Below are 25,344 nucleotides of genomic sequence, written 5' to 3' on the forward strand. Positions count from 1 at the left end.
GTTTTGAAGTTTTTACTGAAGAACGTATCGAACTCGTACAAACCGCCCTTTTGGTGAGGGTTTTCACCGTAACGGGTATCCATCACTTTGTTCCCGACGATGAACTGTTTAGAGCCCATGCCGTTGTTGAAACGTTTGTTCATGTAGTTGGCGATCATCGAATCATACGCCGCCGTATGCTCATACGCTTTGATCATCAAATCACGGCGGAATTCGACCGTATTTTCACCGTTTGCGATGGCATTAAGAACCAACGAATAATCTGACGGATCGGTGAGGATAATGACACTGTCGAAGTTTTTCGCCGCAGAACGGACCATCGCAGGACCACCGATATCGATATTTTCGATAATCTCTTCGAAATCGTCGGTTTTCTCAATCGTCGCTTTGAACGGATAAAGGTTGACACACACCAAATCGATCGCTTCAACGCCGAGTTCTACCGCTTGATCGAGATGCGATTGTTTGTCACGTAGATGCAAAATACCGCCGTGGATATACGGGTTAAGGGTTTTAACACGCCCTTCGAAACACTCAGGGAATTTGGTCACCTCATCGATCTCGATGGCGCTTACACCCGCGTCTTTGAGCATTTTGTACGTTCCGCCGGTAGAGATGATTTGATACTCCAAACCGATAAGAGATTTGGCAAATTCAACGATGTTGCTTTTATCGCTGACACTGAGCAATGCACGCTTCATGCAGTTCCTTTATTTGGGTCATACGCCCATAAATTAATGGTGGAATTGTAACAAACAGTGGTTTAGGGGAAGGTAAATTGAGGTAAAATAATTAGATGCACCTCTACAATCATCCATTCTCACCGATCATCAATAGCAACACGCGTGTGTTATTTTTAGGAAGCTTTCCCAGCATCGCCTCATTTGAACAATCGTTTTATTACGCCCATCCCCGCAATGCCTTTTGGCCCATACTCGAAGCAATTTTCAATGTCCGCTTGGAAACCAATGAAGCGAAAAAAGTATTTTGTCTCGAAAAACGGATCGGTCTGTGGGACGTTATCGGTTCATGCGAGCGGAGCAATTCGAGCGATACGAATCTGAAAAACTGTATCCCGAACGATTTTAAAAAACTCTTATACGATTTCCCGAATATTGAGGCAATCGGTTTTACGGGGAAAAAAAGCTGTGATTTATTTGAAAAATATTTTAGCGATTTGAAGGTTGAAAAGAGAGTGCTCCCCTCCACCTCACCCGCTCATGCAGCGATGAAAAAAGAGGAAAAACAAAAAATTTACAAAGAATTTTTGGATAACTATTTAACTGTTTAACACCTGTTCAAATATATTCTTCGCCGTCTTCCAGCGATCCCCTTTGGCATTCATCATTACAATGACGCAATCACGGCCGTCTTTTTTCGCCCGTGCGATCAGACAGGCCCCCGCTTTCGCGGTATAGCCTGTTTTTACCCCGACGGCATATTGATAACGGTTTAAAAGACGGTTATGCGTATAGGCATAAAATTTCCGATGCTTATCAAGAGAATAGTACGTATGTTCGTTGATACGGCTGATATCGTTGAATTTTTTATTTTTTATCGCATATTCGGTCATTTTTAGGAGATCTTCGGGAGTGGAATAGTGCTTTTTGTCATCATATCCGCAAGGGTTCATAAAATGGGTGTGGTTCATCCCGATGTGTTTGGCTTTGGCATTCATCATCTCGATAAAATGCTCTTCGCTCCCCCCAACCGTAATGGCAATCGCTTTGGCCGCATCATTATCCGATTTGATCATCGCCGCTTTCACTAGGTCTTCGAGAATAATGACATCACCCCGTTTGTATCCGGCAATCGTCGGCTCAACTTTGGTCATTTCCCGTGTAATTGTTACCGGCTGATTCAGATTTCCATGCTCAATTGCGAGCAATGCGGTCATTACTTTCGTCAAACTCGCAGGGTGGAGCTCTTTAAACGGCTCTTTGGAATATAACATCTGTTTGGAGGTCATATCTTTGACCAGTAGCGCCTCTACTTTAAATTTGTTCAATTCTTGTTTATCGATCTGTGCAAATAGACTCACCGAGAGTCCCAGTAAAAGTGCGCTAAATCGTTTAACCATGCCTATATCCTTAAAAAATTGTTTGTAATAATAATGTCTAAAAGCAAACACTATGCCATCTGATAATAAATATTCTGTTCATTCCTTCTCGCTCTAATGGATACGGTCTAAAAAAATCATTGATGACTCACTAAAAATGTGGATTATGATTTATAAAATGGGCTATAATAAACGATGCAAAGTGTAACCCCCGCATCTCTAGTCATTACGCAGCAGGACGTTCATACGTATATCGTATGCAGCGGTTCGTGGACGATTGAGCACCTCTCTGATGCGGCTCGTAATCTTGAAACGCTTCTCCCCCTCTCGAACATTACGTGGGATATGCGCGGAATTACCGATATTGATTCGTCCGGCATTGCGCTGTGGCAGCTTACCAATCGTACCTTTGAAGAGCATGGACACCGGTGTGAGACAATCGCAGAAGGGGAAGATCATTCCCATCTTTTCCGCCTTCTTTATTCCAAACCTCTCCCTGATACCCCCATGCCTCCCGTTCCCTCATGGCTCTACCGATTAGGAAAAGAGTCCTATGAAACATTTTTGGGAGTCGGTACTTTTCTCGCTTATTTGGGGGAAGCATTTGTTTTGCTTTTTTATACCCTCCGGCATCCTCATCTTATCCGCTATCGCTCTATCGGCGCCCATATTATTGAATGCGGGGCGAAGGCTCTGCCTATTATTGCCATCAGTGCATTTTTAATCGGCGTCGTCGTTGCATACCAAAGCGTCGTCCAGCTCCAAAAATTCGGAGCCGATATCTTCATCGTTGATATGATCGGTATCTCACTGACGCGTGAACTCGCCCCCCTCATTACCGCCATCGTCGTCGCAGGACGGAGCGGTTCGGCATTCACCGCCCAAATCGGTACGATGAAGATGACGCAAGAGATCGATGCGATGAAAACGATGGGATTTGATCCGTTTACCTTTTTGGTCTGGCCGCGTGTCATAGCGCTCATGATCGTCATGCCCTTGCTCATTTTTTTTGCCGATATGGTGGGAATTTTCGGAGGGATGGTCATTGCACAGATACATTCTCATCTCAGTTTTTCCGAGTTTATCCACCGCCTTCAGGGGGCACTGGCATTGAAACACTATATCATCGGACTTGTCAAAGGACCTTTTTTTGCCTTTTTAATCGCTTTTGTAAGTACGTATAGAGGGTTCCAAGTATCGATGAACACCGAAAGTATCGGTCAATATACCACCAAAAGTGTCGTAAACGCCATCTTCCTCGTTATTGCGTGCGATGCAATATTTTCAGTTTTACTGACGGAACTAAAACTGTGAGTCTCCCTATCATTGAAGTGCGCGATGTCGTCACCTCCTTCGGAGAAAATCTGGTTCATGATCATGTCAACTGCACCGTACACCATAACGAAATCTATGCCCTGCTGGGGGGAAGCGGATCAGGAAAATCAACACTGATGCGCGAGATGATCTTGCTAGAACGTCCCCAAAGCGGCTCCATTCGGGTATTGGGACACGAGCTCTCAACCCTCACTCCTCTCGAAGCGATGCAGCTGCGCCGCTCCTGGGGAGTACTGTTTCAATCGGGTGCTCTATATTCTTCTCTCACCGTGGGGGAAAATATTGCTTTGCTCTACAATGAATATACCGATCTTAACCCGAAACTCATTGAGGAATTGATCAAACTTAAAATCAACCTTGTCGGACTTCCTCCCCATGCCAAACACCTCTACCCCTCGCAGCTTAGCGGCGGAATGGTTAAACGAGCGGCCCTGGCCCGCGCCCTTGCTCTCGATCCTAAGCTCCTCTTTTTGGATGAACCGACATCGGGGCTTGATCCTCTGAGTTCGCGCCAGTTTGATGCACTGATTTTGCAATTGCGTGATCTTTTAGGGCTTACCATCGTCATGGTCACCCATGATTTAGATACAATTCATCATATTGTGGATCGATTCACGTTATTGGGTGATAAAAAAGCGATTACAGAGGGGAGTCTCCAAGAGGTTCTTGCCGTCAATCATCCGATTGTCGATTATTTTTTTCAAAAGGGTCAGCATGGAATCGCGCGTTAATTACACCGCTATCGGCGTCTTTATCCTCCTCTTTAGTGTTGCTCTCGTTGCCTTTGCATTTTGGCTGGGCAAATACAACCAAGACGAACGTCAATACCGCCGCTATAAAGTCTACATGACCGAATCGGTCTCAGGACTCGCCCCCGAAGCGGCAGTTAAATTTCAAGGTGTCGACGTCGGCAAAGTGGAATCGATCCAAATCAATCCCCATAACAGCGAAGAGGTCGAATTGACCTTGAAAATCAAAAAAGAGACCCCTATCAAAACCGATTCGAATGCCATCCTCAAATTTTACGGTATCACGGGATTGGCTTTTATAGAAATCGCCGGAGGGTCCAGACATGCGCCACTTCTTTCCAACGGCAAGGACACCGTCCTCACCATCCCCTCAAGCCCCTCTTTGATCCGGCGGCTGGATGAATCTCTCGGCAATGTCGCGTCCAAACTCTCTACGACGCTTGATCGTGCCAATCAACTTTTAAGTGAAAAAAATATTGACAATGTCGCCCAAACTTTGGAACATCTGCGTTCGCTAACCGCCCAGATTGACGGCTATCAACTCCAGATCAAAACCTTGCTAGCCCAAAGCATCATCTTAGAAAACAACGCTTCGAAATCTCTCGCGGCTGTAGGCGATGCCGCAAAAAGTGTCAAAACTACTTCGGGGAACTTTAACACTCTCGTTCAGACAAAAATGACGACAACCCTCGAATCCCTTGATGCAACATCCAAAGAGAGTCATAAACTGATCCAAAAGCTGGAAGCTTCCCTTGATCAAGGAGACTACGACATGCGTGCCATTGCCGCCCCCTCCAGCAGCGAACTGACTACCCTTTTGGAGCAGACCCGTACCCTCACCAATGAAATGGAGATCACGATACGCTCTCTTCGCGAAAGCCCGTCTGATTTGCTATTCAAGAAATCAACCCCTAAACCGGGACCTGGAGAATAAATATGCGCCGTTATACCGTTTATATCATAACCGTTTTTATGCTGTTCGGGTGCTCAACCTCAACACCCGCGGTAAAGGAATATACCCTCCTCTCTCCCCAGACAACACAATCCAAAACAAGTGCCCTCACATCCAAAACGCTCTCCGTCGCTTCAAGTAAATCGATCGGATCACTCTTTGGCAAGAATCTAATCTATTATCGTCAAAACGGTGAAACCGGTGCTTATCTTTATAGCCGCTGGAGTGATACTCCCGCCGCATTGATACAGCGTTCTCTCCTCGCATCACTCGACGAAGCGGCTCTGTTTTCTTCCCTCTCCCCTACTGTATCACTAAGTCAGTCCGATTGGGTACTCGAATCGGATTTGGATGCTTTTTATCACCGATTTTTGGACAATACGAGTGAGGGGTACATCGATATAACCTACCGTCTCATCGATACCCGAACCAAACATCTGCTTGCTTCCAAGCGCTTTAGCGTTGCCGCGCCCGCTCCGAGTATGGATGCGCAAGGGGGAATTGAAGCCCTTAAAAATGCAACCCGAGAGCTCAATGCTCAATCCATCGAATGGTTAAGAACACTTACAAAGGAGATACGATGAACCAAAAAATAGCCATACTCTGTTCAGGCGGAGATGTATCAGGGATGAATCCCGCCCTCAAACGTTTTGTCGAATACGCGTATGCCAAAAATTTGCAACCTTATTTTGTCCGTAACGGATATGAGGGGCTTATCGACAATCATATTGCCCCTGCAGATTACCGTGATGTTGCCGGAATCATTACCCGCGGAGGGACTAAAATAGGATCTGCGCGATCCCTGCGGTTCAAAGAGGCCTCTTATCGTGCCGTAGCCGCTGAGAATCTCAGATCTCACGGTATCGACAAACTTATTGTTCTGGGGGGAGACGGCAGTTTTCGAGGGATGGAGCGTTTCTACCACGAAAGCGGTATCGCTTTTTGCGGAATTCCCTCAACGATCGATAACGATATCAACGGCACCGATTATTGTCTGGGGGTGGATACGGCACTGGGCGTTATAAAAGATGCCATCGATCAGATTCGAGACACCGCATCATCATTTCATAGAGCATTTGTTATCGAAACGATGGGGCGCGACTGCGGCTATTTAGCGCTCATATCTGCAATAACTTCGGGTGCAGAGCTGTGTCTTATCCCTGAGATCCCGATTGATATCCATGAATACACCGGATGTTTTAAATCCCAAGTGGCCAAAGGCCGTGACTACTTTATCGCCATAGTCTCCGAAGCCCTTGACAGTACTGAAGTGGCTCAGTGGTTTGAGAAAGAGTTGGGATTTGAATCGCGTGTCTCCGTATTGGGGCATATTCAGCGCGGAGGAAATCCGAGCGTTTACGATCGTTTGATGGCGTATAAGTTCGTCACTTATGCAATCGATGCCCTACTAGAGGGGAAAAGCCACTCGATTATCTGCTATAACAAAAGTCATTTCAACTTTAAAACGATTGACGAAGTTGCCTTGCACCCTTACCGCCTTGATGAAGAGCTCCTTAGTCTTGCGCGTGAGCAATTTCTTCCATCGCACTGTCAAATGTAGGGTAGCGAAACTCAAATCCTGCTTCTTGCAAAACCCGAGGATAGGCTTCCTTGGAGTCCAACATAACCGTGGAACCTTCTCCAAAGGCAAGTTTCACAATCCATTCCGAAAGATCAAAAAAGACGGGACGATGCAAAATCCGCCCCATTGCCTTTGTCTGCTGAAGGTTACTGATCGGTTCAGGTGAGGTGAAATTCACAACCCCCTGCACCTCTTCATGATCGATTAAAAATGCGCATGCACGGACCAAATCATCCAAATGGATCCAGGATATCATCTGAAATCCGTCTCCCATCTTTCCCCCAAGTCCCAGCATAAATGGGGTAACCATTTTGGCCATCGCACCGCCTCCTCTACCATAAACAACCCCGAATCGCATCGCACAGACACGAGTAGCATCCGATTGTGCCCGAAATGCCGTATACTCCCAATCATGCGCCAAAGTAGCCAAAAAATCCTCTCCCAGGTGGGATGAAAACTCATCATGCTGATGATACGAATCATAAATCCCGACGGCTGAGGCATTTAAAAGTGTATGCGGAGGATGTTCACAGATAGAGAGTGCTTTAACTAATGTAGCGGTCGTTTCTAAACGACTTTCACGCAAAAGGTTCTTATAGCTCTTCGTCCATCGACCTAAAATATTGGCTCCCGCAAGGTTAATGAGGACATCGGACCCCTCCAGCTTCTGGGCAACGGATTCGGATGAAACGCCGCTTCGAACGCTTAAGGCTATAACCTCATCTCCCCTTTTCTCAAAAAAGCTCTTTAACGCACTTCCGACAAACCCACTGATTCCGCATATTACAATTTTCATAGTGATCCCTTTAATTCGACCTTTATTGTAGCCTAATGGAGATATGAAAGATTTAATAATTTAATTGAGTTTGGGGTTTAAACTAATTCTTATTCAAGATGAGAGTGTGCGTATTCGTAAGAGAATGTGGAGAGCTAAATTAATGAAAGAGGAACACCCCCGAGGGGGTGCAAGGAATTAGCCGCAAGAAGGGACATTTCCTGAATCTGAACCGTACATAAACAAGAAGTCGCGCAAGTCTTGTGCCTGGTTTTTGAACGCTTCACCGTTAAAATACGCAGCTGATTTGTCTTTTGCGTGAGCTTTAATGATTTTCTCTCCGCCATTCGCGAAAAGATCATCCCACTCATCTTGTGTATGCATTGCAGCACCTTTTGTACCGTTACCATGACAATTTTTACAGGTTTTCAAATATGCTTTTTGACCTTTTTTGTCATCAGCAGAGGCAGTTGTACTCATCATTCCTGCTGCTATTACTGCCGCAAGAAAAAGTGACATAGACTTTTTCATATCGTTCTCCTTCGAAATTATTGTTTATAAAACACCTTGACCGTTTTCAAAGAAAAAGGTAAATGTGCCTTGCTACAGTATGAATGATATCGGATAAAGGATAAACAGAGGTTTAACAGAATCTTAATTTGACATTCTTTTATTTTTTTTATCAAAAATGTATCAAATTATCACACTTTTACTCTGCGTCTACTTCCGGTTCGATCTCATTTTTGGCTTGGCTTGCACGAACTTCCAATCGGATTTTGTCCTGTCGGATTTTACGATACGCTTTGTATTGCGCCTTTGTAAGTTCTTCGCCGCTCAGCCCTACTTCTTCGCCGATCTTTTCAGAAGAGAGTCCCCCTTCGTTCATCATAACCATACGAAACTCTTTTTTTGTTAGGTGACGTTTGAGCGAAGCGTAAAGGGCACGCTCATCATCGCCGATCTCTACGGCACTGCACTCGTACAGACGTGCCAATACTTCGCGAATGGTTTTAGTTGGATTGTAGCGGAGCCACAATGAATTTTCTAACATGAGAATACCTTTGTAATAATCTGTGTGAGGTCTTTCGTATCGACGATAATATTGGCCTCTTTTTTGAGAATCTCTTTTGCACAAAATGCAATACGTGTCCCGGCATGGGCGAACATTGAGCGATCATTCGCCCCGTCACCGATCACCATCGTCTCTTCTTGGGTAACACCGAAAAGCCCTTGCAGGCGCATGAGCATATCCCCTTTGGAAAAGTCAAACATCATATCACCGCCGACCAGTCCGGTAAGGCGACCGCGTTTTTCATGCAACACGTTCGAAAAATCGGCGTCGTATCCGAGTATATCCTTCGCATACGAGGTTGCACTACGAAATCCGCCGCTGAAACAAACGACTTTGATCCCCCGCTCTTTCAACGCGGCAATCGTCTCCACGGCTCCGGGCATATAAGGGAGATTATGGCAGATATGTTCCACTTTGGAAAACTCCAGCCCTTTTAGAAGAGTGACACGCTGTTGCAACGATTCGAAAAAATCGAGTTCCCCGTTCATCGCCCGTTCGGTAATGGCCGACACCTGTTCCCCTATTCCCAGCGCTTCGGCAAAAAAATCGATTGTCTCGCCATCCATCAACGTAGAATCAAAATCAAATACTGCTAATTTTATCAAAATAGATTTCCCACATTTTGTTATAATGACACAATTATATCCAAAGGCTCCTTTTGTTCGAAACCTTTATCCATAAACTTCGTCATGAAACCTATATCACGCTTGAAACGACCCCGTCTCGTTCAGCACAATTCGCTCCCACGATTGAAAAAATCGCCGCTTTGGGCCTCGATAAACTGGTAGACGGCTTCAGCACGACCGACAACCCCCTCGCCAAGCTCAAATATAACGCCCTCTTCGCCGCCATGAAGCTCCAAGACCGTTTTGGACTTCCGACACTGGCGACGATGAGTATGCGCGACCGAAATCGAATCGCCTTGCAATCCGATCTGCTCGGTGCGAACGAAGCCAATGTCAGAGCCATCCTTGCACTCACGGGCGACAGCGCCCACTACTCCGACCAGCCTCATGCCAAAGGGGTCTTCGAGGGGAACAGCAAACTCCTCCTCGACATTATCACCACCCTCAATAACGGCACCGATATGGCAGAACAAAAATTGGTTGCTCCCGTACAGGAGATTTATCCCTTTGCCGTTATCGACTCTTATGCCAAAAGTGCCGCAACGCTACAAAAGAAAATGACCAAAAAAGTAGCGCACGGAGCTATCGCCATCATTACTCAGCCCGTGTATGATTTGGACAATGCCCGCAATCTTCTTGCAATGATGAAAGAGGCGAATATTTCCTCTCCGGATCTAGAAAATAGTACTCTTGTCCTCGGTTTTTTCCCTATTACCAAACTCCGAACGGCCCGATTCTTAGATGAAAACGTTCCGGGGATCTATGTCCCGCAGAGATGGGTCGAAGCGCTCGAAGCCGCTTCGCTTATCAGTCCCGAAGAAGAGTATAGAGTCGGGTTTGAACTGAGCAAAAACCTTTTCAAAGAGCTTAAAGCCCTCCATCCGAAAATCCATATTATGACGGCGAATCAGTTTGAACTTGCGAAGGCGATTTTGAGCTAATTTCAGCCTCTTTTGGCTATAATCGATCATTATTTAATTGCAGGAATGACCCTTTATGATCGATGTAAAACTTCTCCAGAAAAATTTTGACGAAACCGCAGCTGCACTTATGCGTAAAAAAGTGGACGTTTCCGTAATCAACGAACTCAAAAACGCGAATGAAACTCTCAAAAACGCCAAACTCGCTTACGAAACATTGCAAGCCAAACAAAACGAACTTAGCCGCCTTTTCGGTCAATACAAAAAAGAGGGAAAAAGCACCGACGAGTTGAAAATTGAGGTCGATGCCAACAAAGCAACCCTGAATGATCTCCTCGATGCGCAACGTACCGCCGAAGAAACTCTCGATGCGATCATCATGCGTGTTCCGAACATTCCCGATGCGGATGTACCCGACGGTGAGGATGAAAACGATAACATCGAAATCAGAAAAGTCCTCACTCCTCCGACATTCACTTTTACTCCTAAAGAGCACTGGGAACTCGCCGAGCAAAACGGTTGGATCGATTTCGAGAGAGGTGTCAAACTCTCTAAAAGCCGTTTCAGTGTTGTCGCTGGCATGGGTGCACGTTTAGAGCGCGCCCTTATCAACTTCATGCTCGATTTTAACCGTGCGCGCGGCTTTGAAGAGTTTAGCGTTCCGATGCTCGTTAACCGCCGTGCATTAGAGGGGACGGGTCAGCTTCCGAAATTCGAAGACGATCTGTTCAAAGTCGAAGAGGAAGAGCTCTATCTCATTCCGACCGCCGAAGTACCCCTCACCAATCTTTTCCAAGATGAAATCATCAATGGAGCTGACCTTCCGATCAAAATGACGGGATACACGTCGTGTTTTCGTAAAGAGGCAGGAAGCGGCGGACGCGACGTACGCGGTATGATCCGTCAGCATCAGTTTCACAAAGTCGAACTCGTCTCTATCACCCGTGCCGATCAAAGCGACGCGGTGTTCGAGGAGATGGTTGCATGTGCCTCCGACCTTCTTGCCGTCCTCGGTCTTCCTCACCGTCTCGTTACCCTCTGCACGGGGGATCTCGGTTTCGGTGCGGCACGCACGGTGGATCTCGAAGTGTGGCTACCTGGACAAAATACCTACCGTGAGATCAGTTCCGTCTCCAATACGAGAGACTTCCAAGCCCGCCGTGCAAAAATCCGCTACAAAGAAGAGGGGAAAAATATTCTTGCCCATACCCTCAACGGTTCAAGTTTAGCGGTCGGACGGACGATGATAGCTATAATGGAAAATTTTCAGCAAGAAGACGGATCGATCCGTATTCCGGATGCATTGAAAAAATACCTCTAAAGAGTTAAAGAGAGACTATGGCAGAAGAGCAAGAAGAGATAATCATCATTGAAGAAGCCGATGCTGCCGGTGTCGAAAAAACGGCGGCTGATGCATCTGTACCTTCGAGTGCAAAGGGGAGTCTGCTCAAAAACAAACGGCTCATCCTCTTCATCGCAGGTGGTTTGCTTCTGCTCCTCCTCATCGGGGGCGGTCTGGTGTTTTTCCTCTCCGCACATTCGGCAGAGGGGGCCAAACCTGAGCAACAACCCATTGCCGAAGCCATCAAACCCTCTGAAGATAGTATCATCGAGCCAAGTGCTCTGGAGAATATGATTGAACGTGCCAATTATCTTTATGCTAACGGGAATCCGACCGAGGCACTAAAACTCTACCAAAAAATTGCCCTCTACTCCGAAGCCATTTCCCAATACAATTTAGGGGTGGTTCAACTTAAAGAGGGGGAATACAAAGCAGCCCTCGATAATTTCAAACGCTCCATCGCCAACAGTGAAAATCGGTGTGTCAGTGCCATCAATGCCGCCGTTTGCTGTCTCAATTTAAAACGTGAAAAAGATTTTAATTATTATATCAATATGGCTAATTCCTATCTCCCGCAAGAGAGCAGTTCCCCGATGTATTCGTATTATTACGCACTCATCAATTATTATAAAGGCAATTACCTCGAAGCGCTCAGTGCCCTAAAACATCCGACGACAGAAGAGTATCAAACAACACAAAATACACTTCGTACCAAAATCAGTGCGATGTACGGAAGTTTTACCGATGCCATCAACGCTATGGAGAATCCGTTTCAGGAAGAGGACTCGTTTTCACGGGGACTTATGTATGCTAATCTGGGAGATTTAAAGACGGCAAAAAAATATTTGACTGATGCGCTCTTGCAAAATGACAAACCCGGAGAAGAACAACTCGCTTTGGCCCTTGTGGACCTCAAATTAGGGCTTCACGACGATGCTTCCAGTCTGATCAAAAAAACTACCGATACTTATAAGGAAGATGTTTATTCTCCCTATCCGATCCATGTCTTTTTGAAGCCTTCCCTGTACAATCCCGATGATATACAGCGCCTCTATCGAAAAAATAACGAAGACAACCGTCCTCAAGTCTATAAAAGCATCTTTTATTTCGCCCCGTATAAAATTTTCAATGCGGAACAAACTATAAACTATATCAAAAAAGGGAATGCCAATATTTTTATTGATGACATTGAGAGTGCGAAAGAGTATCTTAAAACAAGTACGCGCGCTTCAAGTGTCGATTACGGCATTGCGCTTGCCATTCAAAAAGCGCTCAAATTTCGTCTCAGAGATGCCAATGCACAACTTTTGGCATTATTGAAACGTAACCCTCAGCACTCGATTCTCCACTATGATTTGGCATTGACCTATGCACAACTGGGTGATATGCCAAAAGCTCATGAGCATTTTTTGCGCTCCTATTATCTAGATGCCAATAATTACTTGTCCGGTATTTTTGCCGTTATGAGTGCAGATATGCTCGGTAACAGTAATCCGAAACTCACCTCTATACTGAAAGACAATCTCTCGCAAGAGCCTGAGAAAGAGGATTTTGTACTTTATCGGACTTTGCTTGATATTACCCAAAACAACTTCCCAAGCGCCTCAAAATGGCTTGATAGCTCGTACAAAGAGCGACCCTTGTATCTTGCCCTCAATGTTGCCATTGCAACCGAAATGGACCAAAAGGATATTGCCCGTAAAAGTGCCAAACGCTTAGCGACTCTTCAACCGAATGATATGCTTCCGCATCTCATGGTTATTGAAACCCATTTCAGTGACATGAAGCCGAAAGCCTTTGCCTCATCCGCAATTAACTATCTCAAAAAACAGTCATTCCATAATGATGACCTCTATTTCGGTCCTCAATTAACGCGTGACAAAGCAGTACTTATGGCGGCAATGACCGGACAATTAACCCCTTTTATTCAGCGGCTTGAGACAAGGTTGCCGTTAACTACGGATAATACTGCCGATATTATTGCCGCGTTAGCTGAGGCATATTTTTACAATCAGGATTTTGAAAAATCGTACGTCCTCTATAATCAGCTGATAGATACCTACAAAATCCGTGATGAACAAACACTCTTTCTGGGAGCTTCCGCTTCTATCGGTGCAGAACACTATGAAAATGCGATTGCTCTATTGGAACTCTCCAAACTTAAAAATCCGACTTTCTTAGAAACACGCTACGCGTTAGGACTTCTGTACATGCAGACACTTAACAATCAAGCAGCCGTTAATCAATTCGCCAAAATGGGGAATACCGGCTTTCAATCGCGCTATTTTGACTTTGAAATTGATACCGATAAGTTCATCTCTGAACCCCAGACGTATCACCCTCTGTGAATCATACGGCGTAAAAGATAAAATGAGGCACGCAACGGCCCATAAAGCAAATACCCAGCCGCCAATACCGCCAAAGCCTCAATCGGGTAGATGAAAATGCCCATTGCCACGACAATCAATGCTATCAAAAAACGGATAAAATGAAAAGTTTTAAAATTCATTTTTTTAAAGCTTGGATAGCGGATATTACTGACCATCAAGATTGACAAAAGAATTCCAAGGGGCAAAACAGCGACTTTGAGTACCTCAAATTCTTTGTATCGATCCAATAATAAAACAGCAATGGAGATCATTATCGCCGCAGTCGGGATCGGCAACCCGATAAAAACACTCGGCTCGATTCGTGAAGTTGTGACATTAAAGCGAGCAAGCCTCACTGCCCCGAATATAATAAAAAGGGCACTTACTACAATACCGATACGCCCGTACGATTCACCTACGTACAAATACAGGAGTAATGCCGGAGCGACCCCAAATGCCACGATATCGGCTAACGAATCAAACTCAACGCCGAAGTGGCTTGCCGTATTGGTCATACGCGCAACCCTTCCGTCAAGTCCGTCAAATATCAGGGCCAAAAAAATAAACCACGCCGCCGTATCAAACGATCCCTCTAGCGCCAAAGCAATAGTATAAAATCCGGTAAAAATCGAAGCTGCGGTAAAAAGATTGGGGAGAAGATACGCAATAGGAGGAGGCGATTGACGCATAGAGTTTCCTTTCAAACATTAAAGCGAAGGGAGAAGTTCCTCTTCGATCAAGCGGCGTTCAGATATCCGATAACACTTTCGCCAGCTCGTACACTTGAGCCTGCATTAATCGATAACCGTGTGTGTTCAGGGAGATAAAGGATACTTCTTCCTTTGGCAAGAAATCCATACCGTCCCCCCTCTTTGAACTTTTGGTTTTTTTCCACTTCTATGCCGATTGGAAAACAACTTTGTTCACTGAGATGTTCAATATAAATTTCGTCCCCTTTAGCGGAACGAAACGATATGACCGCTTTTTCATTCAACGTATCCGCCATAGGATTATAGAGGGGCAACGACGCGCCGTGACGAATTTTAAACCCTTCTACTACACCATCGAACGGTGCTCGGAGCATTGAAACATCCCAAAGCGAGTTAAGGATAGTTACTTTAGACATTTTATGTTCATCGACCATAGCCTCTTCAATTGAGAGGACAACGCCGTCCACACTGCTGATGATCGCATCAAATTCCGTTTCAGCAGTATTTCGTTCCGGATTGCGAAAAATAGCTAATACACTCAGGAATAATGCTCCGCTCACAAACTGAAAGAGGGTAAGTCCGGTCATCGTAAAAAATAAAAAGAGAGCGCCTATCACTCCCGATAAAAGCCATCCTCGGGAAGAGAGGATAAAGGTATCATTTTGCGCACTCATCGTTTTTCCTTTTAGTCGTCAATAACAACGGTTTTGCTTGAAGGGATATCTTTACGTGCTTCAAGCTTTGTTTCAATATTGTTTTCAACCTCGTATGCCGCAATAATCTCTCGTACCTGATCCCCGGAAATATTCTCTTTAGCATACAGAAGCTCAACAATTTTTTCAATGGCATCACGATACTCTTCCAAGCGCCCTTTTACTGCCACATAACGCTCTTGCAGCGATTCCTTGATAAAAGTATCCATATCTTCGGCCATTTTGTCACTGTACTCGCGAGCCTGTGTCATACCGCCGCCAAGGAATGTACTGCGTTGTTTTTCAAGAACCATCAACCCGGCGACATCACTCATACCGTACATTTGCACCATGGCTTTGATAATATCGGTTGAACGTTCCAAATCGTTGGCCGCGCCGGTACTGATTTCCCCGATAAAGACCTCTTCAGCCGCACGGCCGCCAAGAAGAACATCCACTTCCGCCCATAGCTCATGACGCTGCATTAAATATTTGTTCTCTTCAGGGGTATTAAGGGTATACCCGAGTGCCGCCAATCCGCGAGGTACGATAGAAACTTTGGAAACTTTTTTAGCCCCTTTTGTCGTCTCTGCCAACAAAGCATGACCGCTTTCGTGATAGGCAACAATTCGCTTCTCTTTTTCATCGATACGGCGGCTCTTTTTCGACAATCCCGCGATTGCACGCTCTACCGCTTCGCGCATATCGGTTTGACGAACCGTTTTTTGACTTTTTCTTCCCGCCAACAATGCCGCTTCGTTCACAATATTGGCGAGATCGGCTCCGGCTAGCCCAGCGGTTAGACGGGCAATCTCTTCGAGATCGACATCGGCATCTTGCTTCACCCCTTTGGCATGAACATTCAAAATATCAATACGACCTTGATAATCGGGCTTATCAACCAATACCTGACGGTCAAACCGTCCCGGACGGAGGAGTGCGGGATCGAGAATTTCAGGTCGATTGGTAGCGGCAAGAATAATGATCGGAGTATCGGTTCCAAAACCGTCCATTTCTGCAAGAAGCTGATTGAGCGTTTGCTCACGCTCATCATTTCCCCCCATCATTCCACCGGCTGCACGGCTTTTACCGATCGCATCAATCTCATCGATAAAGATAATCGAAGGGGCATCTTTTTTTGCTTGTTCAAAAAGATCACGCACCCGCGCGGCACCGACTCCGACGAACATTTCGATAAAGCTTGACCCCGATACCGAGAAAAACGGGACTTCCGCTTCACCCGCTACCGCTTTGGCGAGTAACGTTTTACCTGTCCCCGGGCTGCCGACGAGCAATACCCCTTTAGGGATTTTAGCTCCGAGTTCCACGTAACGATCCGGAGATTTCAAAAAGTCGACAATCTCCAAAACCTCTTCTTTTGCCTCTTGCGCACCGGCTACGTCGTCAAATTTGGTTTTCGGTTTTTCGGAATTGATCAATTTTTTGGAATTTCCCATCCCTAAAATACCGCCACCCATACTTTTTTGCATCCGTCCGGCAAAAAACATCCAAATGGCGATGATGATCAAGAACGGGAAAAGCCACCCGAACATCTCGGTAAACCAGTTGCTCTCGCTGAATCCTGTATAGTTGATCTGTTTTTGATCCAACAAAGGGATAAGTGTTGAGTCAGGTCCTACGACACGGGTTGTGTACGCTACTTTCCCGTTAGAATCGTTACCGATAGCACGAATATAGGTTTGCCCGATTGAGACTTTTTCAACCTCTTTGTTTTGGATCAGTCTTTTAAGATCAGCGTAGGTAATCTCTTGGGTTCGGGTAACATTCTGTCCGTTGATTTTACCGGCTAATTCACTTTCATCCCCGATTACTGCTTTAAAAAGGACAATGACAATAATCGAAAAAAGGATAAACGTGATAAGAGGGTTCTTGTTAAAAAAATTTCCGTTTTTATCCGGTGTCGGATTCGACTCGGGTTGACTCATATTATCCATTTCCTTTGTTGGTTACCACAAGGGTTACCCATTCATTTTCCACAAAACGTTCTGTCAATTCAAAACTTTTATAGGCGCGTAAAACTTTATCTTCGTATTTATCCATTATGCCTGAGAGGATCAATACTCCCCCCTCACGTAATCTTTTTTTAAGATCACTGGCTATGAATACTAAAACATCTGCTACGATATTGGCAATAATGACATCATATTTCTCGTCCGTTTCATTGATGGGTCCTTCCCATAATCTGCGATAGGAAATATCGTTTTGCTCAGCATTGACAATTGCGTTTTCTACAGAGAGGGGGTCAGTATCGCAAGCATCAACAATAGCCCCTTTTTTAATCGCCGCTATCGCCAATATCCCGCTCCCGCAGCCTACATCCATAACGATGTCGCCCTCTTTGACGTATTTCGCAACTCCGCGAAGACAAGAAGCGGTTGTCGGGTGATGTCCTGTACCAAAGGCTAAGGCAGGATCAATAGCAATGTTTAACATCCCCTCTTTCGGAGTTTCCCATGTCGGATGAATGTAAAACGGTGCGATTTCAATCGGCGTTATACCTTGCTGATATTGCGCGATCCAATCGTCATTTTTCTCTTTGGAAAGAGTCATCTCAACATCAATAACCTCACCTAGCGCTCGTTGCAAAGCTTCCGCGAATTGCTCAATGCCCCACTGCACGGTCTCGAGATCTTCTTCACTTCGAATAATGAATCCGTCATCAATCTCTTCAAAACCTACCGGTAAAACATCGACAAGAAAATCACTAAAAAGCTCGAAATTTGATGATGGTTTAACCACCAACATATAATAGTAATCTTGCATTAACCCTCAGTACCAAGTACGGCGGAGAGTTTTTCTTTAAGGACTTGAGGTGTAAACGGTTTAACAATATAGTTGTTTACTCCGGCTTTTAAGGCGGTAATAACTTCCGCTTTTCCCCCCTCCGTGGTGACCATAATAATCGGAAGATCGGCAAAACGTGCATCTGCACGTACTTTTTTGACCAATTCCAAACCGTTCATTTCCGGCATATTCCAGTCCGTAATCAACATCCCCATATCGGGATTTTCATTCAGAACTGCCCAACCTTGAACTCCGTCTTCACCTTCCAAAACATCTTCATAGCCGAGTCGAGAGAGTGTATTTTTGATAATACGGCGCATTGTCGAACTATCATCTACAACCAATAATTTCAAAGTACGTCCTTTAATTGATACATTTTTAGAGAATTAATACCCAATGATAACCTAACCAAGTTTGCGGTAAGTTTAAAAAAAGTTTTTGAGGTTAATTCTACCCTCATAAAATGCTTTTCCAATGATTACACCGGATGCTTCACCGCTTTTAAGCAGTGCTTCGATGTCACTGTCATCTTTCACACCGCCGCTTGCTATAGTCGGTATACCGGATGCACGAGCAATCTCAAGGGTAAAATCGACATTTACGCCCGAAAGTGTACCGTCACGTCCAACATCGGTACAAATAATCGCTTCGACCCCCGCATCGGCAAACGCACGTGCCAAATCGGTTGCCCTCATCGAACTCACTTCACCCCACCCCTCAACAGCGACATAGCCGTCAATCGCATCGATACCGACGACGATAGGATACTTAGCCGCCATCGTTTTGACAAACTCGGGGTCACGGAGAGCGATTGAGCCTAAAATAAGACGGTCAATCCCCAGTTCACGATAGCGCTGAATCGTCGCTTCGTCTCGAATTCCTCCGCCGAGCTGAAGTTTGACATTACAATTTTCACGGATAGCACGGATTTGCTCCAAATTTTTCGGCTCACCCGCAAACGCACCGTTCAAATCAACAAGATGAACCCACTCAGCCCCCATCTCTTCAAATGTTTTTACCAGTTCCCATGGAGTATCGGAATAGATTTTAGCACTCTCCATAAGCCCTTTCGTTAAACGTACCGCTTTACCGTCTTTAAGATCGATTGCCGGAAAAATTGTCATTACATCCTCCTTTTAGAGATTGATAAAATTTTTTAATATACTCAATCCGTTTTTATGGCTTTTTTCAGGGTGAGGCTGTAACCCCATAACGTTCTCGTGAGCCACCGCACTCGTGAAGCGGTATCCGTAAACGGATTCCCCGATACTGTCGCCCTCGTCAGTACAAAGAGCATGATACGAGTGGACGAAATAGAGGTAATGGGCCTCATCAAGCCCTTGAAACAAAGGGTGTTCTTTGGTGAACATACGGTTCCATCCCATGTGCGGAACTTTGAGCGGAGCCGAGAAACGGCTCGTATCAAAAGCAACGACTCGCCCTTGGATCAATCCTAGACCTTCAGAAATACCGAACTCTTCGCTCGATTCAAACAAAAGCTGCATCCCCAAACATATCCCCAGCAGATATTTCCCGCTTCGTGCGTATTCACGAACCGCCTGATCCATTCCGCGGGCTCTCAAATGTTCCATCGCATCCCCGTATGCACCGACACCGGGCAAAATGATACGATCATAGGAACTCAATTTATCCGGATCGGATTCAACGACAACTTTTTCTCCCAAAAGGTCAAAAGCATTTTTAACACTGGCCAAATTGCCCATGTTGTAATCAACAATTGCTATCAACGACGCTCTCCCAAGTTTGTAAAACGGATATAGACGGCAAGGCCGATAAGAAGCATTGCCACCCCGCCGATAATGTAAATCGCATTCACCAGCATGTCCGGTTCCGTCATCGCGAACTTAAACACCAACATGAGAGCCTCAATCGACAAGGCGATGATGATCGAGCCTAAAAAACGGACCATTGTTTTATGAATACTGGAATCGGGATCGTGTTTGGGACGCCCCAACACTTCCTCTTCAAAAAGGGTTTTAACCAAATCGAGTATCGCCAACGACAGCGTCAGCAAAATAGTCGCTTCAAAAACATCTTTGATCTCGATCTTATCGTACTGCCCCATTCCGTATGCCAAAAATCCTTCGATCCCTTTGACAAAAAGGAGTAAAGAGACCAACGCAAGCACAAGGGTAAAAGCTCCGTATGCTACCCTAAAAAAGCGTCCTGCAGTCGATTCAAGCGCCATCGGATGGGCAATTTTCAAAACCTCTCCCAACGGCATGTCGATACAGGCGACATAAACAATTTCACCGTTCTCATCAAAAATAGGCTCCGATGCCGTAACGGTCAGTTCATCCGTAAGGAGCGAAGGGTACGGATCGGTAATAGTGCAGCGCCGCTCATGCATGGCACGGTAATAATATGCTCGTGTTGAGCGGCTTACTCCGATATCTTCCTCTTTTTTTCCGTTTTTAAGATAGGTAGGAGTCACTTGATTTCCAGCGGAATCGAGTAAATATGCTGCTTCAAGTTCCTGAAGATCACCCCGTATTTTCAGCAAACGGGCAGTAAGCGACTCTACTGAAACAGAGGGGAGATGATTAGGGAGATTTTTATGAAACAGATAGCAAAAATAGGCTCGCGCTTTCGGGCGGATTTCTGAAAACTGTTGAATATCTTGAACAACCATTATTTCTCCCTTCATTAGACCTTTAATTGATGGGGATTGTAGCTTAGTTGCGCTATAGTTATGCTTATGAATACTCGAAATTTCCGAATCGCTATTGTACGTCTCAGCGCATTGGGCGACATCGTCAATACTGCCGTAACCCTGCAAATCATCCGAAAACATTACCCGGATGCAACGATAGATTGGTATGTTGAAGAGGCGTTTGCCCCCATTCTAAATAATCATCCTCTTATCCACGAAGTGATCTCTATTCCGCTGAAACGAATCAAAAAAACAAAAAGTTTAACGCTTCTGAGAAAGACGATCCAAAGCTTAAAATCACGTCCCCCTTACGATCAGATCATCGATGCGCAAGGGTTGCTCAAATCGGCACTCGTTACCTATTTTTTAAAAGGGAAGGTACACGGTTTCGATCGATTCAGCGCACGCGAAAAACTCGCCGCACGATTTTACGATACCGCTTCTTCTATCCCGTATGAACTGAATGTCATAAAGCGAAACGTCCTCGTTATCACTGAAGCGCTAAATCTCTCTTACGATGAAAACGACATTCTAGACAAAGAGCCTCTTTTCCCTATTCAGGAGAAGCCGCAAACATTGAGTAAAACCAAAAATATCGCCTGTGTCATCGGAGCTTCATGGCCAAGCAAGTGTTATCCAAAAGAACGCTTTGCCACGTTATGCGCCGGACTCTCTTATCCGTGTTACCTAATCTGGGGGAATGAGTCTGAACGGCTTGATGCCGAGTGGATTGCATCGCACGTTTCCAATGCCCTAATCGCTCCGAAAATGTCACTGAGTGAGCTGGTCAATTTTATCGCTCATTGCGATCTCATTATCGGCAATGATACCGGTCCGACGCATATGGCTTGGGCAATGAACAGAGCTTCCATCACCCTCTTCGGACCGACGAATGAGCGTATGATTTTTCCGACAAATATTAATATAGGGATTAAATCACTCTCAACCGTTAATATTCTTAAAATCGATCGAAGCGATTTTTCCATTCGGGACATCGATCCATCAACGATACTCCAAAAAGCCAAGGAACTTTTAGTATGATTTTATTTCGTCTCTTTTTAGTTTTAGATGCCATCTTGATGAAATTACCTCGCTCATGGCGCAAAGCGCTCTTTACCACATTAGCAAGAGCGGCTCATCGCTTAGCTCCAAAGCGCAATCTTATTATTCAGCATAACCTTGGTTATGCTTTTAACAATGAACTCTCCGTCGATGAAAAAAAAGAGATTGAACGTTATTGCTATCGGAATCTAGCCCTTAATCTTCTTCAAACCATGGAGAACAGACGAAATTCAGCCGAAGAGTTGGCTTCACAGGTGACGTTTCAAAATCGTGAAGTCGTAGATGAAATCTTAACCCAAGGAAAGGGAATTGTCTTCGTTGCCGCCCATTTCGGCAATTGGGAACTCGGAGGAGCTGCCCTCTCTTCTCTGGTAACCCCTATTGCGTCAATCTACAAAGGATTCAGCCGCAAAGAATTCGATTCGTATTTACTCGAAGCGCGAACCCATCACAAAATGACCCTAGCCGAAAAAACCGGTGCCCTTAAACATATGGCAAAAACTCTTAAAAATAACGGCTCCGTTTTGTTAATGATGGATCAATCAAGTAATGTTAAATATGGAGTCCCATTTGATTTTTTTGCTCACAGCACCTATCACTCTACAGCCGCCGCACAGCTTGCCAGCAAATTCAAGCTTCCTATTGTAGGCGTTTATATCCTGAGCGAAGATGAGGAGCACTACACCATTACCTTCGAAACACCCATTGAAGTCGAAGGAGATGGCTCGGAGGCCATTTTAGAAGCAACCAAAAAGCAAGTTGTCGCACTTGAAAAGTTAATCCAAAAGCACCCGAAATTTTGGTTCTGGTGCCACAAGAGATGGAAGGGAAAATATTAAGATTATGCCGGATAGGCTGCTTTAAGCACTTCGTATAATCCGTCCGGGGTCATATCGGGATTGGCTTCCCACGCACTCTTCATAACGGCATTATCTTCCGAACCGTTCCACATTTTAATGTAGCTTCCCTCTTTGTATCCATGATCTTGACGGAATTGGTTAAGGATGTTTTTACCCACGTATAATCGGTACAACTGCGTCGCATTTAATGCACCGAGATACGCCAATTCAAAAAACTCTTCGATCAATGCGCCGACCATCTCAGCAGACACAGGGATCAAGGAAAGGCGCATAACATTTTCGATTTTCGTCATCAGCAAATCGTCACTTGCAAAGCTCAGAGGGAGATCGCTGTTTATTTTTTGATATTCCGGCGTTTGCGCGATTCTTTCCGCCAGTTCTTCCACACTCTCCGCACCGCTGTTGCGTGTAAATTCCAATACCAGACTCATCACAAAATGCCACACATCGACAATTTCGATTTGAAGATTTTCATAATCGGCCTCTTGGGCAATGCTTTTCCAGTGTTTCCATCCGAACGAATCAATCATTTCGGCAGATTCCATATAAATACAACGGCGCCAGTTGATCTTTTTACCGTTTTTTGTAATCCCTTTTTCCCAATCCAAACCGTTGGTGGCATCATTTAATTTTTGTTGCAGTTCTATCATACAGAGCAATTTATTCATTCAAATCCTTTTAGTACCCTATTTTAATTTGCAAATTATACGCTAATATTGCGTTCATGGAAAAAATAACTTGTCATAAATGTATCTACTATTTTGTCACATGGGAAGCGCATCAGCCTCACGGATGCAAAGCATACGGATTTAAAGCCAAGTTTCTCCCCTCCCAGATCGTCCTCAGCTCCAGCGGGAAACCATGTAGTTTTTTTCAACCTAAGAATCTCGCTTCCAAATAACCTTTTTTCCAAATCCAAGGGTATTATCCGTCATTTTGATCTCACCCAGATGAATACTCCACAATGTAGGGTTCATAATTCGTGCATACGGGAACGCTTCAAAATAGAGATTTTTTAAACCCTCGGAACATTGCGCCATCACTCCGACGAACTGAATCCCCTGAATTTTCCCCACCGTTTTGGTCTCCTGAGCAACCGTTCCCGCCACAGCAGGATCACAAAGAACATTGCGCATATGCTCCGTCGTCTCATCCGATGCAACGATAAAAGCCTCTTCAACCTCATCGTATGCATAAAACATCGAACAGCACCATAGCCGTTCCCCCGTCGTCGCAAGGGTTAAAAGGTGATGTTTTTTAATGAAAGAGACAATTTTTTTATCCATGAATTGCTCCGCTCAATCGTTGCAAAGCATTGTCTAAAACCGATGCGGGGACAGCAAAATTCAATCGCATATATCCCGATCCCTCTTTTCCGAAACTAAGACCGGGGCTTAGCCCCAAACCTGCTTTCTGTACAAAAAACTCTCTCAGTTCCCGATCCCCCAACGCTAAAGTTCTGCAATCAAACCATCCCAGATAGGTCGCTTCGGGAGGACGAAATTTAATCATAGGGTGTTCTTGCATCCACCCTTCGATTTTTTGGACATTACAGGCCAAATACTCCATTAATTTTTGATGCCATACATCTCCATACGAATACGCCGCTTCAAAAGCGATATGCGACACTACCGCACCATCACCGAAATGAAATCGCTGCCTCTCTTTTTCATACTGCGCCCGCAGCTCATCGGATGCGATACAGACGGTTGAGATCGAAAATCCCGCCATATTAAACGTTTTACCCGGACCTATCAACGTTATGGTATTCATCAGAAGTTCCCGCGAAAGTGAGGCCATCGGGATATGGATATGAGGTTTATAGACAATATCGGAATGAATTTCATCACTGATGATTCGGATACCGTGTTCAAGACACAGGGTTCCCAATACTAAAAGTTCATCACGGCTCCATACCCTCCCGATCGGGTTATGGGGTGAGCAGAGCAGTAATAGCTTAGTTTTAGGGGTTATCTGTGCACGCAGAGCATCAATATCGAAACGATAGATCCCCTTCTCGTCTTCTTTCAGAGGATGAAGAACCAAATGGCGATCATTATCACGCACCATTGAATAAAAAGGGGGATAAACGGGATCCATCACAATGACCTCATCCCCGATTTCACTCAAAGCACGAATCGCGCAGCCGATTGAAGCAACGACAGAGGGGGAATAGCTGAGCCATTCTCGATGCATCTCAAATCCGTGATGTTTTCGAACCCAGCTGATCTGCGCGGCATACGCTGTGTCAGGCATAATCTCATAACCGAGGATCGGATGAAGAAGACGCTCTTGTACGGCATGCAATACACATACGGGCGTTGCGAAATCCATATCGGCCACCCACATCGGCTGAATGTTCTTCGTATGAAAAAGTTTTTCTCTTAACGTATATTTTTCGGCGTTACTGCAGCTTCGGTCAATGAAACGAAACTCATCCATACCGTTTTTTCCACCGCTCATGCATCTGTTCTATTCGGGCATATTTTTCCGTCTCATTTTCTCCATCCCCTACCGCATATCGAAATCCGGCATGTTGAATAAAGTGACGCCGAAACGCGTAACGCGAAGATCGAAGGATCTCATTTCCCGTCGAGGCCCACGATCCCCCTTTGATGAGATTGTGTATTCCGTCAAACGTCGGATCGGAAAAATCACTATACCACGGATGACTAAAAAACCCATCAAATCCATCCATGTGCGTTTGTGTCCACTGCCACACATTACCGATGTCGTTGAGTTTCCCATGTGCAAACATAT

General features: G+C 45.1%; 29 protein-coding genes and 1 pseudogene. 12 read left to right on the forward strand and 18 right to left on the reverse strand.

What is annotated here, in order from left to right; translation table 11 throughout:
* Positions 1 to 701 (reverse strand): annotated as a pseudogene (locus tag Q0C19_RS02915) (bifunctional phosphoribosylaminoimidazolecarboxamide formyltransferase/IMP cyclohydrolase PurH); the annotation flags it as partial.
* A 95-nt stretch (positions 702 to 796) separates the two neighbouring features.
* Between Q0C19_RS02915 and Q0C19_RS02920 the strand changes: the two are divergent.
* Positions 797 to 1,291, forward strand: a complete 495-nt coding sequence (locus Q0C19_RS02920) for a DNA-deoxyinosine glycosylase (protein ID WP_295052652.1) — start codon at positions 797 to 799, stop codon at positions 1,289 to 1,291.
* Here Q0C19_RS02920 and Q0C19_RS02925 read toward each other — a convergent pair.
* Positions 1,280 to 2,080: a serine hydrolase gene (locus Q0C19_RS02925; RefSeq protein ID WP_295052654.1), complete on the reverse strand. Its 801-nt coding sequence runs from the start codon at positions 2,078 to 2,080 to the stop codon at positions 1,280 to 1,282. The genes Q0C19_RS02920 and Q0C19_RS02925 overlap by 12 nt on opposite strands.
* 174 nt (positions 2,081 to 2,254) lie before the next feature.
* Between Q0C19_RS02925 and Q0C19_RS02930 the strand changes: the two genes are divergently transcribed.
* From Q0C19_RS02930 to Q0C19_RS02950, 5 genes are read left to right on the forward strand one after another with little or no spacing between them, the layout of a single operon-like run.
* Positions 2,255 to 3,373: an ABC transporter permease gene (locus tag Q0C19_RS02930; protein ID WP_295052656.1), complete on the forward strand. Its 1,119-nt coding sequence runs from the start codon at positions 2,255 to 2,257 to the stop codon at positions 3,371 to 3,373.
* On the forward strand, positions 3,370 to 4,125 hold the full coding sequence (locus Q0C19_RS02935; protein ID WP_295052658.1) for an ATP-binding cassette domain-containing protein: 756 nt from the start codon (positions 3,370 to 3,372) through the stop codon (positions 4,123 to 4,125). Before Q0C19_RS02930 ends, Q0C19_RS02935 begins: the two co-directional genes overlap by 4 nt.
* On the forward strand, positions 4,109 to 5,077 hold the full coding sequence (locus Q0C19_RS02940) for an MlaD family protein (protein WP_295052660.1): 969 nt from the start codon (positions 4,109 to 4,111) through the stop codon (positions 5,075 to 5,077). Before Q0C19_RS02935 ends, Q0C19_RS02940 begins: the two co-directional genes overlap by 17 nt.
* A gap of 2 nt (positions 5,078 to 5,079) precedes the next feature.
* Entirely contained in the window at positions 5,080 to 5,679 is a 600-nt protein-coding gene (locus tag Q0C19_RS02945; RefSeq protein ID WP_295052662.1) for an ABC-type transport auxiliary lipoprotein family protein, read from the forward strand.
* Positions 5,676 to 6,656, forward strand: coding sequence for a 6-phosphofructokinase (locus tag Q0C19_RS02950; protein WP_295052664.1), 981 nt, complete (start codon positions 5,676 to 5,678; stop codon positions 6,654 to 6,656). The genes Q0C19_RS02945 and Q0C19_RS02950 overlap by 4 nt, the downstream gene beginning before the upstream one ends.
* Here Q0C19_RS02950 and Q0C19_RS02955 read toward each other — a convergent pair.
* From Q0C19_RS02955 to serB, 4 genes are all read right to left on the reverse strand, one after another.
* Complete coding sequence (locus Q0C19_RS02955) at positions 6,610 to 7,473, reverse strand: TIGR01777 family oxidoreductase (RefSeq protein ID WP_295052666.1); 864 nt, start codon at positions 7,471 to 7,473, stop codon at positions 6,610 to 6,612. The genes Q0C19_RS02950 and Q0C19_RS02955 overlap by 47 nt on opposite strands.
* 177 nt (positions 7,474 to 7,650) lie before the next feature.
* Positions 7,651 to 7,983 carry a c-type cytochrome gene (locus tag Q0C19_RS02960; protein ID WP_295052667.1) on the reverse strand — a complete coding sequence of 111 codons (333 nt, stop codon included), beginning with the start codon at positions 7,981 to 7,983 and terminating at the stop codon, positions 7,651 to 7,653.
* A gap of 178 nt (positions 7,984 to 8,161) precedes the next feature.
* Positions 8,162 to 8,503, reverse strand: a complete 342-nt coding sequence (locus Q0C19_RS02965; RefSeq protein WP_295052669.1) for a hypothetical protein — start codon at positions 8,501 to 8,503, stop codon at positions 8,162 to 8,164.
* On the reverse strand, positions 8,497 to 9,129 hold the full coding sequence (gene serB, locus Q0C19_RS02970) for a phosphoserine phosphatase SerB (protein ID WP_295052671.1): 633 nt from the start codon (positions 9,127 to 9,129) through the stop codon (positions 8,497 to 8,499). Before serB ends, Q0C19_RS02965 begins: the two co-directional genes overlap by 7 nt.
* Before the next feature lie 53 nt (positions 9,130 to 9,182).
* Here serB and Q0C19_RS02975 point away from each other — a divergent pair, with 53 nt between their 5' ends.
* Genes Q0C19_RS02975 through Q0C19_RS02985 form a run of 3 tightly spaced genes read left to right on the forward strand, consistent with a single transcriptional unit; the run spans position 9,183 to position 13,760 of the window.
* The gene (locus Q0C19_RS02975) at positions 9,183 to 10,091 is read left to right on the forward strand and encodes a methylenetetrahydrofolate reductase (protein WP_295052673.1); all 909 of its coding nucleotides are present in this window, start codon (positions 9,183 to 9,185) and stop codon (positions 10,089 to 10,091) included.
* 55 nt (positions 10,092 to 10,146) lie between these two features.
* A complete protein-coding gene (gene serS, locus Q0C19_RS02980) occupies positions 10,147 to 11,391 on the forward strand; it encodes a serine--tRNA ligase (protein WP_295052675.1) in 1,245 nt (414 codons plus the stop codon).
* A gap of 17 nt (positions 11,392 to 11,408) precedes the next feature.
* Positions 11,409 to 13,760, forward strand: a complete 2,352-nt coding sequence (locus Q0C19_RS02985; protein ID WP_295052677.1) for a tetratricopeptide repeat protein — start codon at positions 11,409 to 11,411, stop codon at positions 13,758 to 13,760.
* Here the strand turns inward: Q0C19_RS02985 and pssA are convergent.
* The 8 genes from pssA to Q0C19_RS03025 form a co-directional block, all read right to left on the reverse strand.
* Positions 13,748 to 14,470, reverse strand: a complete 723-nt coding sequence (pssA, locus tag Q0C19_RS02990; RefSeq protein WP_295052679.1) for a CDP-diacylglycerol--serine O-phosphatidyltransferase — start codon at positions 14,468 to 14,470, stop codon at positions 13,748 to 13,750. The two genes, Q0C19_RS02985 and pssA, sit on opposite strands and share 13 nt — an antisense overlap.
* A 47-nt stretch (positions 14,471 to 14,517) precedes the next feature.
* Positions 14,518 to 15,165, reverse strand: a complete 648-nt coding sequence (locus Q0C19_RS02995) for a phosphatidylserine decarboxylase (RefSeq protein ID WP_295052681.1) — start codon at positions 15,163 to 15,165, stop codon at positions 14,518 to 14,520.
* Between the two features lie 11 nt (positions 15,166 to 15,176).
* The gene (gene ftsH, locus Q0C19_RS03000) at positions 15,177 to 17,129 is read right to left on the reverse strand and encodes an ATP-dependent zinc metalloprotease FtsH (RefSeq protein ID WP_295052683.1); all 1,953 of its coding nucleotides are present in this window, start codon (positions 17,127 to 17,129) and stop codon (positions 15,177 to 15,179) included.
* A 1-nt stretch (position 17,130) separates the two neighbouring features.
* Positions 17,131 to 17,967, reverse strand: a complete 837-nt coding sequence (locus Q0C19_RS03005) for a 50S ribosomal protein L11 methyltransferase (RefSeq protein ID WP_295052685.1) — start codon at positions 17,965 to 17,967, stop codon at positions 17,131 to 17,133.
* Positions 17,967 to 18,341 carry a chemotaxis response regulator CheY gene (locus tag Q0C19_RS03010; protein WP_295052686.1) on the reverse strand — a complete coding sequence of 125 codons (375 nt, stop codon included), beginning with the start codon at positions 18,339 to 18,341 and terminating at the stop codon, positions 17,967 to 17,969. Before Q0C19_RS03010 ends, Q0C19_RS03005 begins: the two co-directional genes overlap by 1 nt.
* Before the next feature lie 72 nt (positions 18,342 to 18,413).
* Positions 18,414 to 19,112 (reverse strand): 1-(5-phosphoribosyl)-5-[(5-phosphoribosylamino)methylideneamino]imidazole-4-carboxamide isomerase, encoded by a 699-nt coding sequence (gene hisA / locus Q0C19_RS03015; protein WP_295052687.1) that lies wholly within the window; start codon positions 19,110 to 19,112, stop codon positions 18,414 to 18,416.
* Between the two features lie 12 nt (positions 19,113 to 19,124).
* On the reverse strand, positions 19,125 to 19,736 hold the full coding sequence (gene hisH, locus Q0C19_RS03020) for an imidazole glycerol phosphate synthase subunit HisH (RefSeq protein ID WP_295052688.1): 612 nt from the start codon (positions 19,734 to 19,736) through the stop codon (positions 19,125 to 19,127).
* Positions 19,733 to 20,641 carry a PDC sensor domain-containing protein gene (locus Q0C19_RS03025; RefSeq protein WP_295052689.1) on the reverse strand — a complete coding sequence of 303 codons (909 nt, stop codon included), beginning with the start codon at positions 20,639 to 20,641 and terminating at the stop codon, positions 19,733 to 19,735. The genes hisH and Q0C19_RS03025 overlap by 4 nt, the downstream gene beginning before the upstream one ends.
* A gap of 66 nt (positions 20,642 to 20,707) precedes the next feature.
* Between Q0C19_RS03025 and waaC the strand changes: the two genes are divergently transcribed.
* Together waaC and Q0C19_RS03035 are read left to right on the forward strand one after the other, a co-directional pair.
* Positions 20,708 to 21,703 (forward strand): lipopolysaccharide heptosyltransferase I, encoded by a 996-nt coding sequence (gene waaC / locus Q0C19_RS03030; protein ID WP_295052690.1) that lies wholly within the window; start codon positions 20,708 to 20,710, stop codon positions 21,701 to 21,703.
* Positions 21,700 to 22,563: a hypothetical protein gene (locus Q0C19_RS03035; protein ID WP_295052692.1), complete on the forward strand. Its 864-nt coding sequence runs from the start codon at positions 21,700 to 21,702 to the stop codon at positions 22,561 to 22,563. The genes waaC and Q0C19_RS03035 overlap by 4 nt, the downstream gene beginning before the upstream one ends.
* A 2-nt stretch (positions 22,564 to 22,565) precedes the next feature.
* On the opposite strand, the gene Q0C19_RS03040 is transcribed toward Q0C19_RS03035, so the two are convergent.
* A complete protein-coding gene (locus Q0C19_RS03040; RefSeq protein WP_295052693.1) occupies positions 22,566 to 23,252 on the reverse strand; it encodes a dUTP diphosphatase in 687 nt (228 codons plus the stop codon).
* Between the two features lie 56 nt (positions 23,253 to 23,308).
* Here Q0C19_RS03040 and Q0C19_RS03045 point away from each other — a divergent pair, with 56 nt between their 5' ends.
* The gene (locus Q0C19_RS03045) at positions 23,309 to 23,485 is read left to right on the forward strand and encodes a uracil-DNA glycosylase (RefSeq protein ID WP_295052695.1); all 177 of its coding nucleotides are present in this window, start codon (positions 23,309 to 23,311) and stop codon (positions 23,483 to 23,485) included.
* On the opposite strand, the gene Q0C19_RS03050 is transcribed toward Q0C19_RS03045, so the two are convergent.
* The 3 genes from Q0C19_RS03050 to Q0C19_RS03060 all read right to left on the reverse strand — a co-directional run.
* Entirely contained in the window at positions 23,463 to 23,870 is a 408-nt protein-coding gene (locus Q0C19_RS03050; protein WP_295052697.1) for a pyridoxamine 5'-phosphate oxidase family protein, read from the reverse strand. The genes Q0C19_RS03045 and Q0C19_RS03050 overlap by 23 nt on opposite strands.
* A complete protein-coding gene (locus Q0C19_RS03055) occupies positions 23,863 to 25,047 on the reverse strand; it encodes a pyridoxal phosphate-dependent aminotransferase (protein ID WP_295052699.1) in 1,185 nt (394 codons plus the stop codon). The genes Q0C19_RS03050 and Q0C19_RS03055 overlap by 8 nt, the downstream gene beginning before the upstream one ends.
* On the reverse strand, positions 25,019 to 25,344 hold a 326-nt coding region (locus tag Q0C19_RS03060), incomplete at its 5' end, for an SUMF1/EgtB/PvdO family nonheme iron enzyme (protein WP_295052701.1). The genes Q0C19_RS03055 and Q0C19_RS03060, both read right to left, overlap by 29 nt.

This window comes from Sulfuricurvum sp., assembly GCF_023250475.1.
In the GTDB taxonomy this organism is placed as follows: Bacteria; Campylobacterota; Campylobacteria; order Campylobacterales; family Sulfurimonadaceae; genus Sulfuricurvum.

Coding starts and splice junctions, on each gene's coding strand:
- Q0C19_RS03050 (WP_295052697.1), bottom strand. CDS start 23,870: ATGGATAAAAAAATTGTCTCTTTCATTAAAAAACATCACCTTTTAACC.
- Q0C19_RS03055 (WP_295052699.1), bottom strand. CDS start 25,047: ATGAGCGGTGGAAAAAACGGTATGGATGAGTTTCGTTTCATTGACCGA.
- Q0C19_RS02995 (WP_295052681.1), bottom strand. CDS start 15,165: ATGAGTGCGCAAAATGATACCTTTATCCTCTCTTCCCGAGGATGGCTT.
- Q0C19_RS02965 (WP_295052669.1), bottom strand. CDS start 8,503: ATGTTAGAAAATTCATTGTGGCTCCGCTACAATCCAACTAAAACCATT.
- ftsH (WP_295052683.1), bottom strand. CDS start 17,129: ATGAGTCAACCCGAGTCGAATCCGACACCGGATAAAAACGGAAATTTT.
- Q0C19_RS03045 (WP_295052695.1), top strand. CDS start 23,309: ATGGAAAAAATAACTTGTCATAAATGTATCTACTATTTTGTCACATGG.
- Q0C19_RS02985 (WP_295052677.1), top strand. CDS start 11,409: ATGGCAGAAGAGCAAGAAGAGATAATCATCATTGAAGAAGCCGATGCT.
- Q0C19_RS02930 (WP_295052656.1), top strand. CDS start 2,255: ATGCAAAGTGTAACCCCCGCATCTCTAGTCATTACGCAGCAGGACGTT.
- Q0C19_RS03025 (WP_295052689.1), bottom strand. CDS start 20,641: ATGGTTGTTCAAGATATTCAACAGTTTTCAGAAATCCGCCCGAAAGCG.
- Q0C19_RS02945 (WP_295052662.1), top strand. CDS start 5,080: ATGCGCCGTTATACCGTTTATATCATAACCGTTTTTATGCTGTTCGGG.
- hisA (WP_295052687.1), bottom strand. CDS start 19,112: ATGACAATTTTTCCGGCAATCGATCTTAAAGACGGTAAAGCGGTACGT.
- Q0C19_RS02955 (WP_295052666.1), bottom strand. CDS start 7,473: ATGAAAATTGTAATATGCGGAATCAGTGGGTTTGTCGGAAGTGCGTTA.
- waaC (WP_295052690.1), top strand. CDS start 20,708: ATGAATACTCGAAATTTCCGAATCGCTATTGTACGTCTCAGCGCATTG.
- serS (WP_295052675.1), top strand. CDS start 10,147: ATGATCGATGTAAAACTTCTCCAGAAAAATTTTGACGAAACCGCAGCT.
- Q0C19_RS03005 (WP_295052685.1), bottom strand. CDS start 17,967: ATGCAAGATTACTATTATATGTTGGTGGTTAAACCATCATCAAATTTC.
- Q0C19_RS02960 (WP_295052667.1), bottom strand. CDS start 7,983: ATGAAAAAGTCTATGTCACTTTTTCTTGCGGCAGTAATAGCAGCAGGA.
- Q0C19_RS03040 (WP_295052693.1), bottom strand. CDS start 23,252: ATGAATAAATTGCTCTGTATGATAGAACTGCAACAAAAATTAAATGAT.
- Q0C19_RS02925 (WP_295052654.1), bottom strand. CDS start 2,080: ATGGTTAAACGATTTAGCGCACTTTTACTGGGACTCTCGGTGAGTCTA.
- Q0C19_RS03035 (WP_295052692.1), top strand. CDS start 21,700: ATGATTTTATTTCGTCTCTTTTTAGTTTTAGATGCCATCTTGATGAAA.
- pssA (WP_295052679.1), bottom strand. CDS start 14,470: ATGCGTCAATCGCCTCCTCCTATTGCGTATCTTCTCCCCAATCTTTTT.
- Q0C19_RS02950 (WP_295052664.1), top strand. CDS start 5,676: ATGAACCAAAAAATAGCCATACTCTGTTCAGGCGGAGATGTATCAGGG.
- Q0C19_RS02920 (WP_295052652.1), top strand. CDS start 797: ATGCACCTCTACAATCATCCATTCTCACCGATCATCAATAGCAACACG.
- Q0C19_RS02940 (WP_295052660.1), top strand. CDS start 4,109: ATGGAATCGCGCGTTAATTACACCGCTATCGGCGTCTTTATCCTCCTC.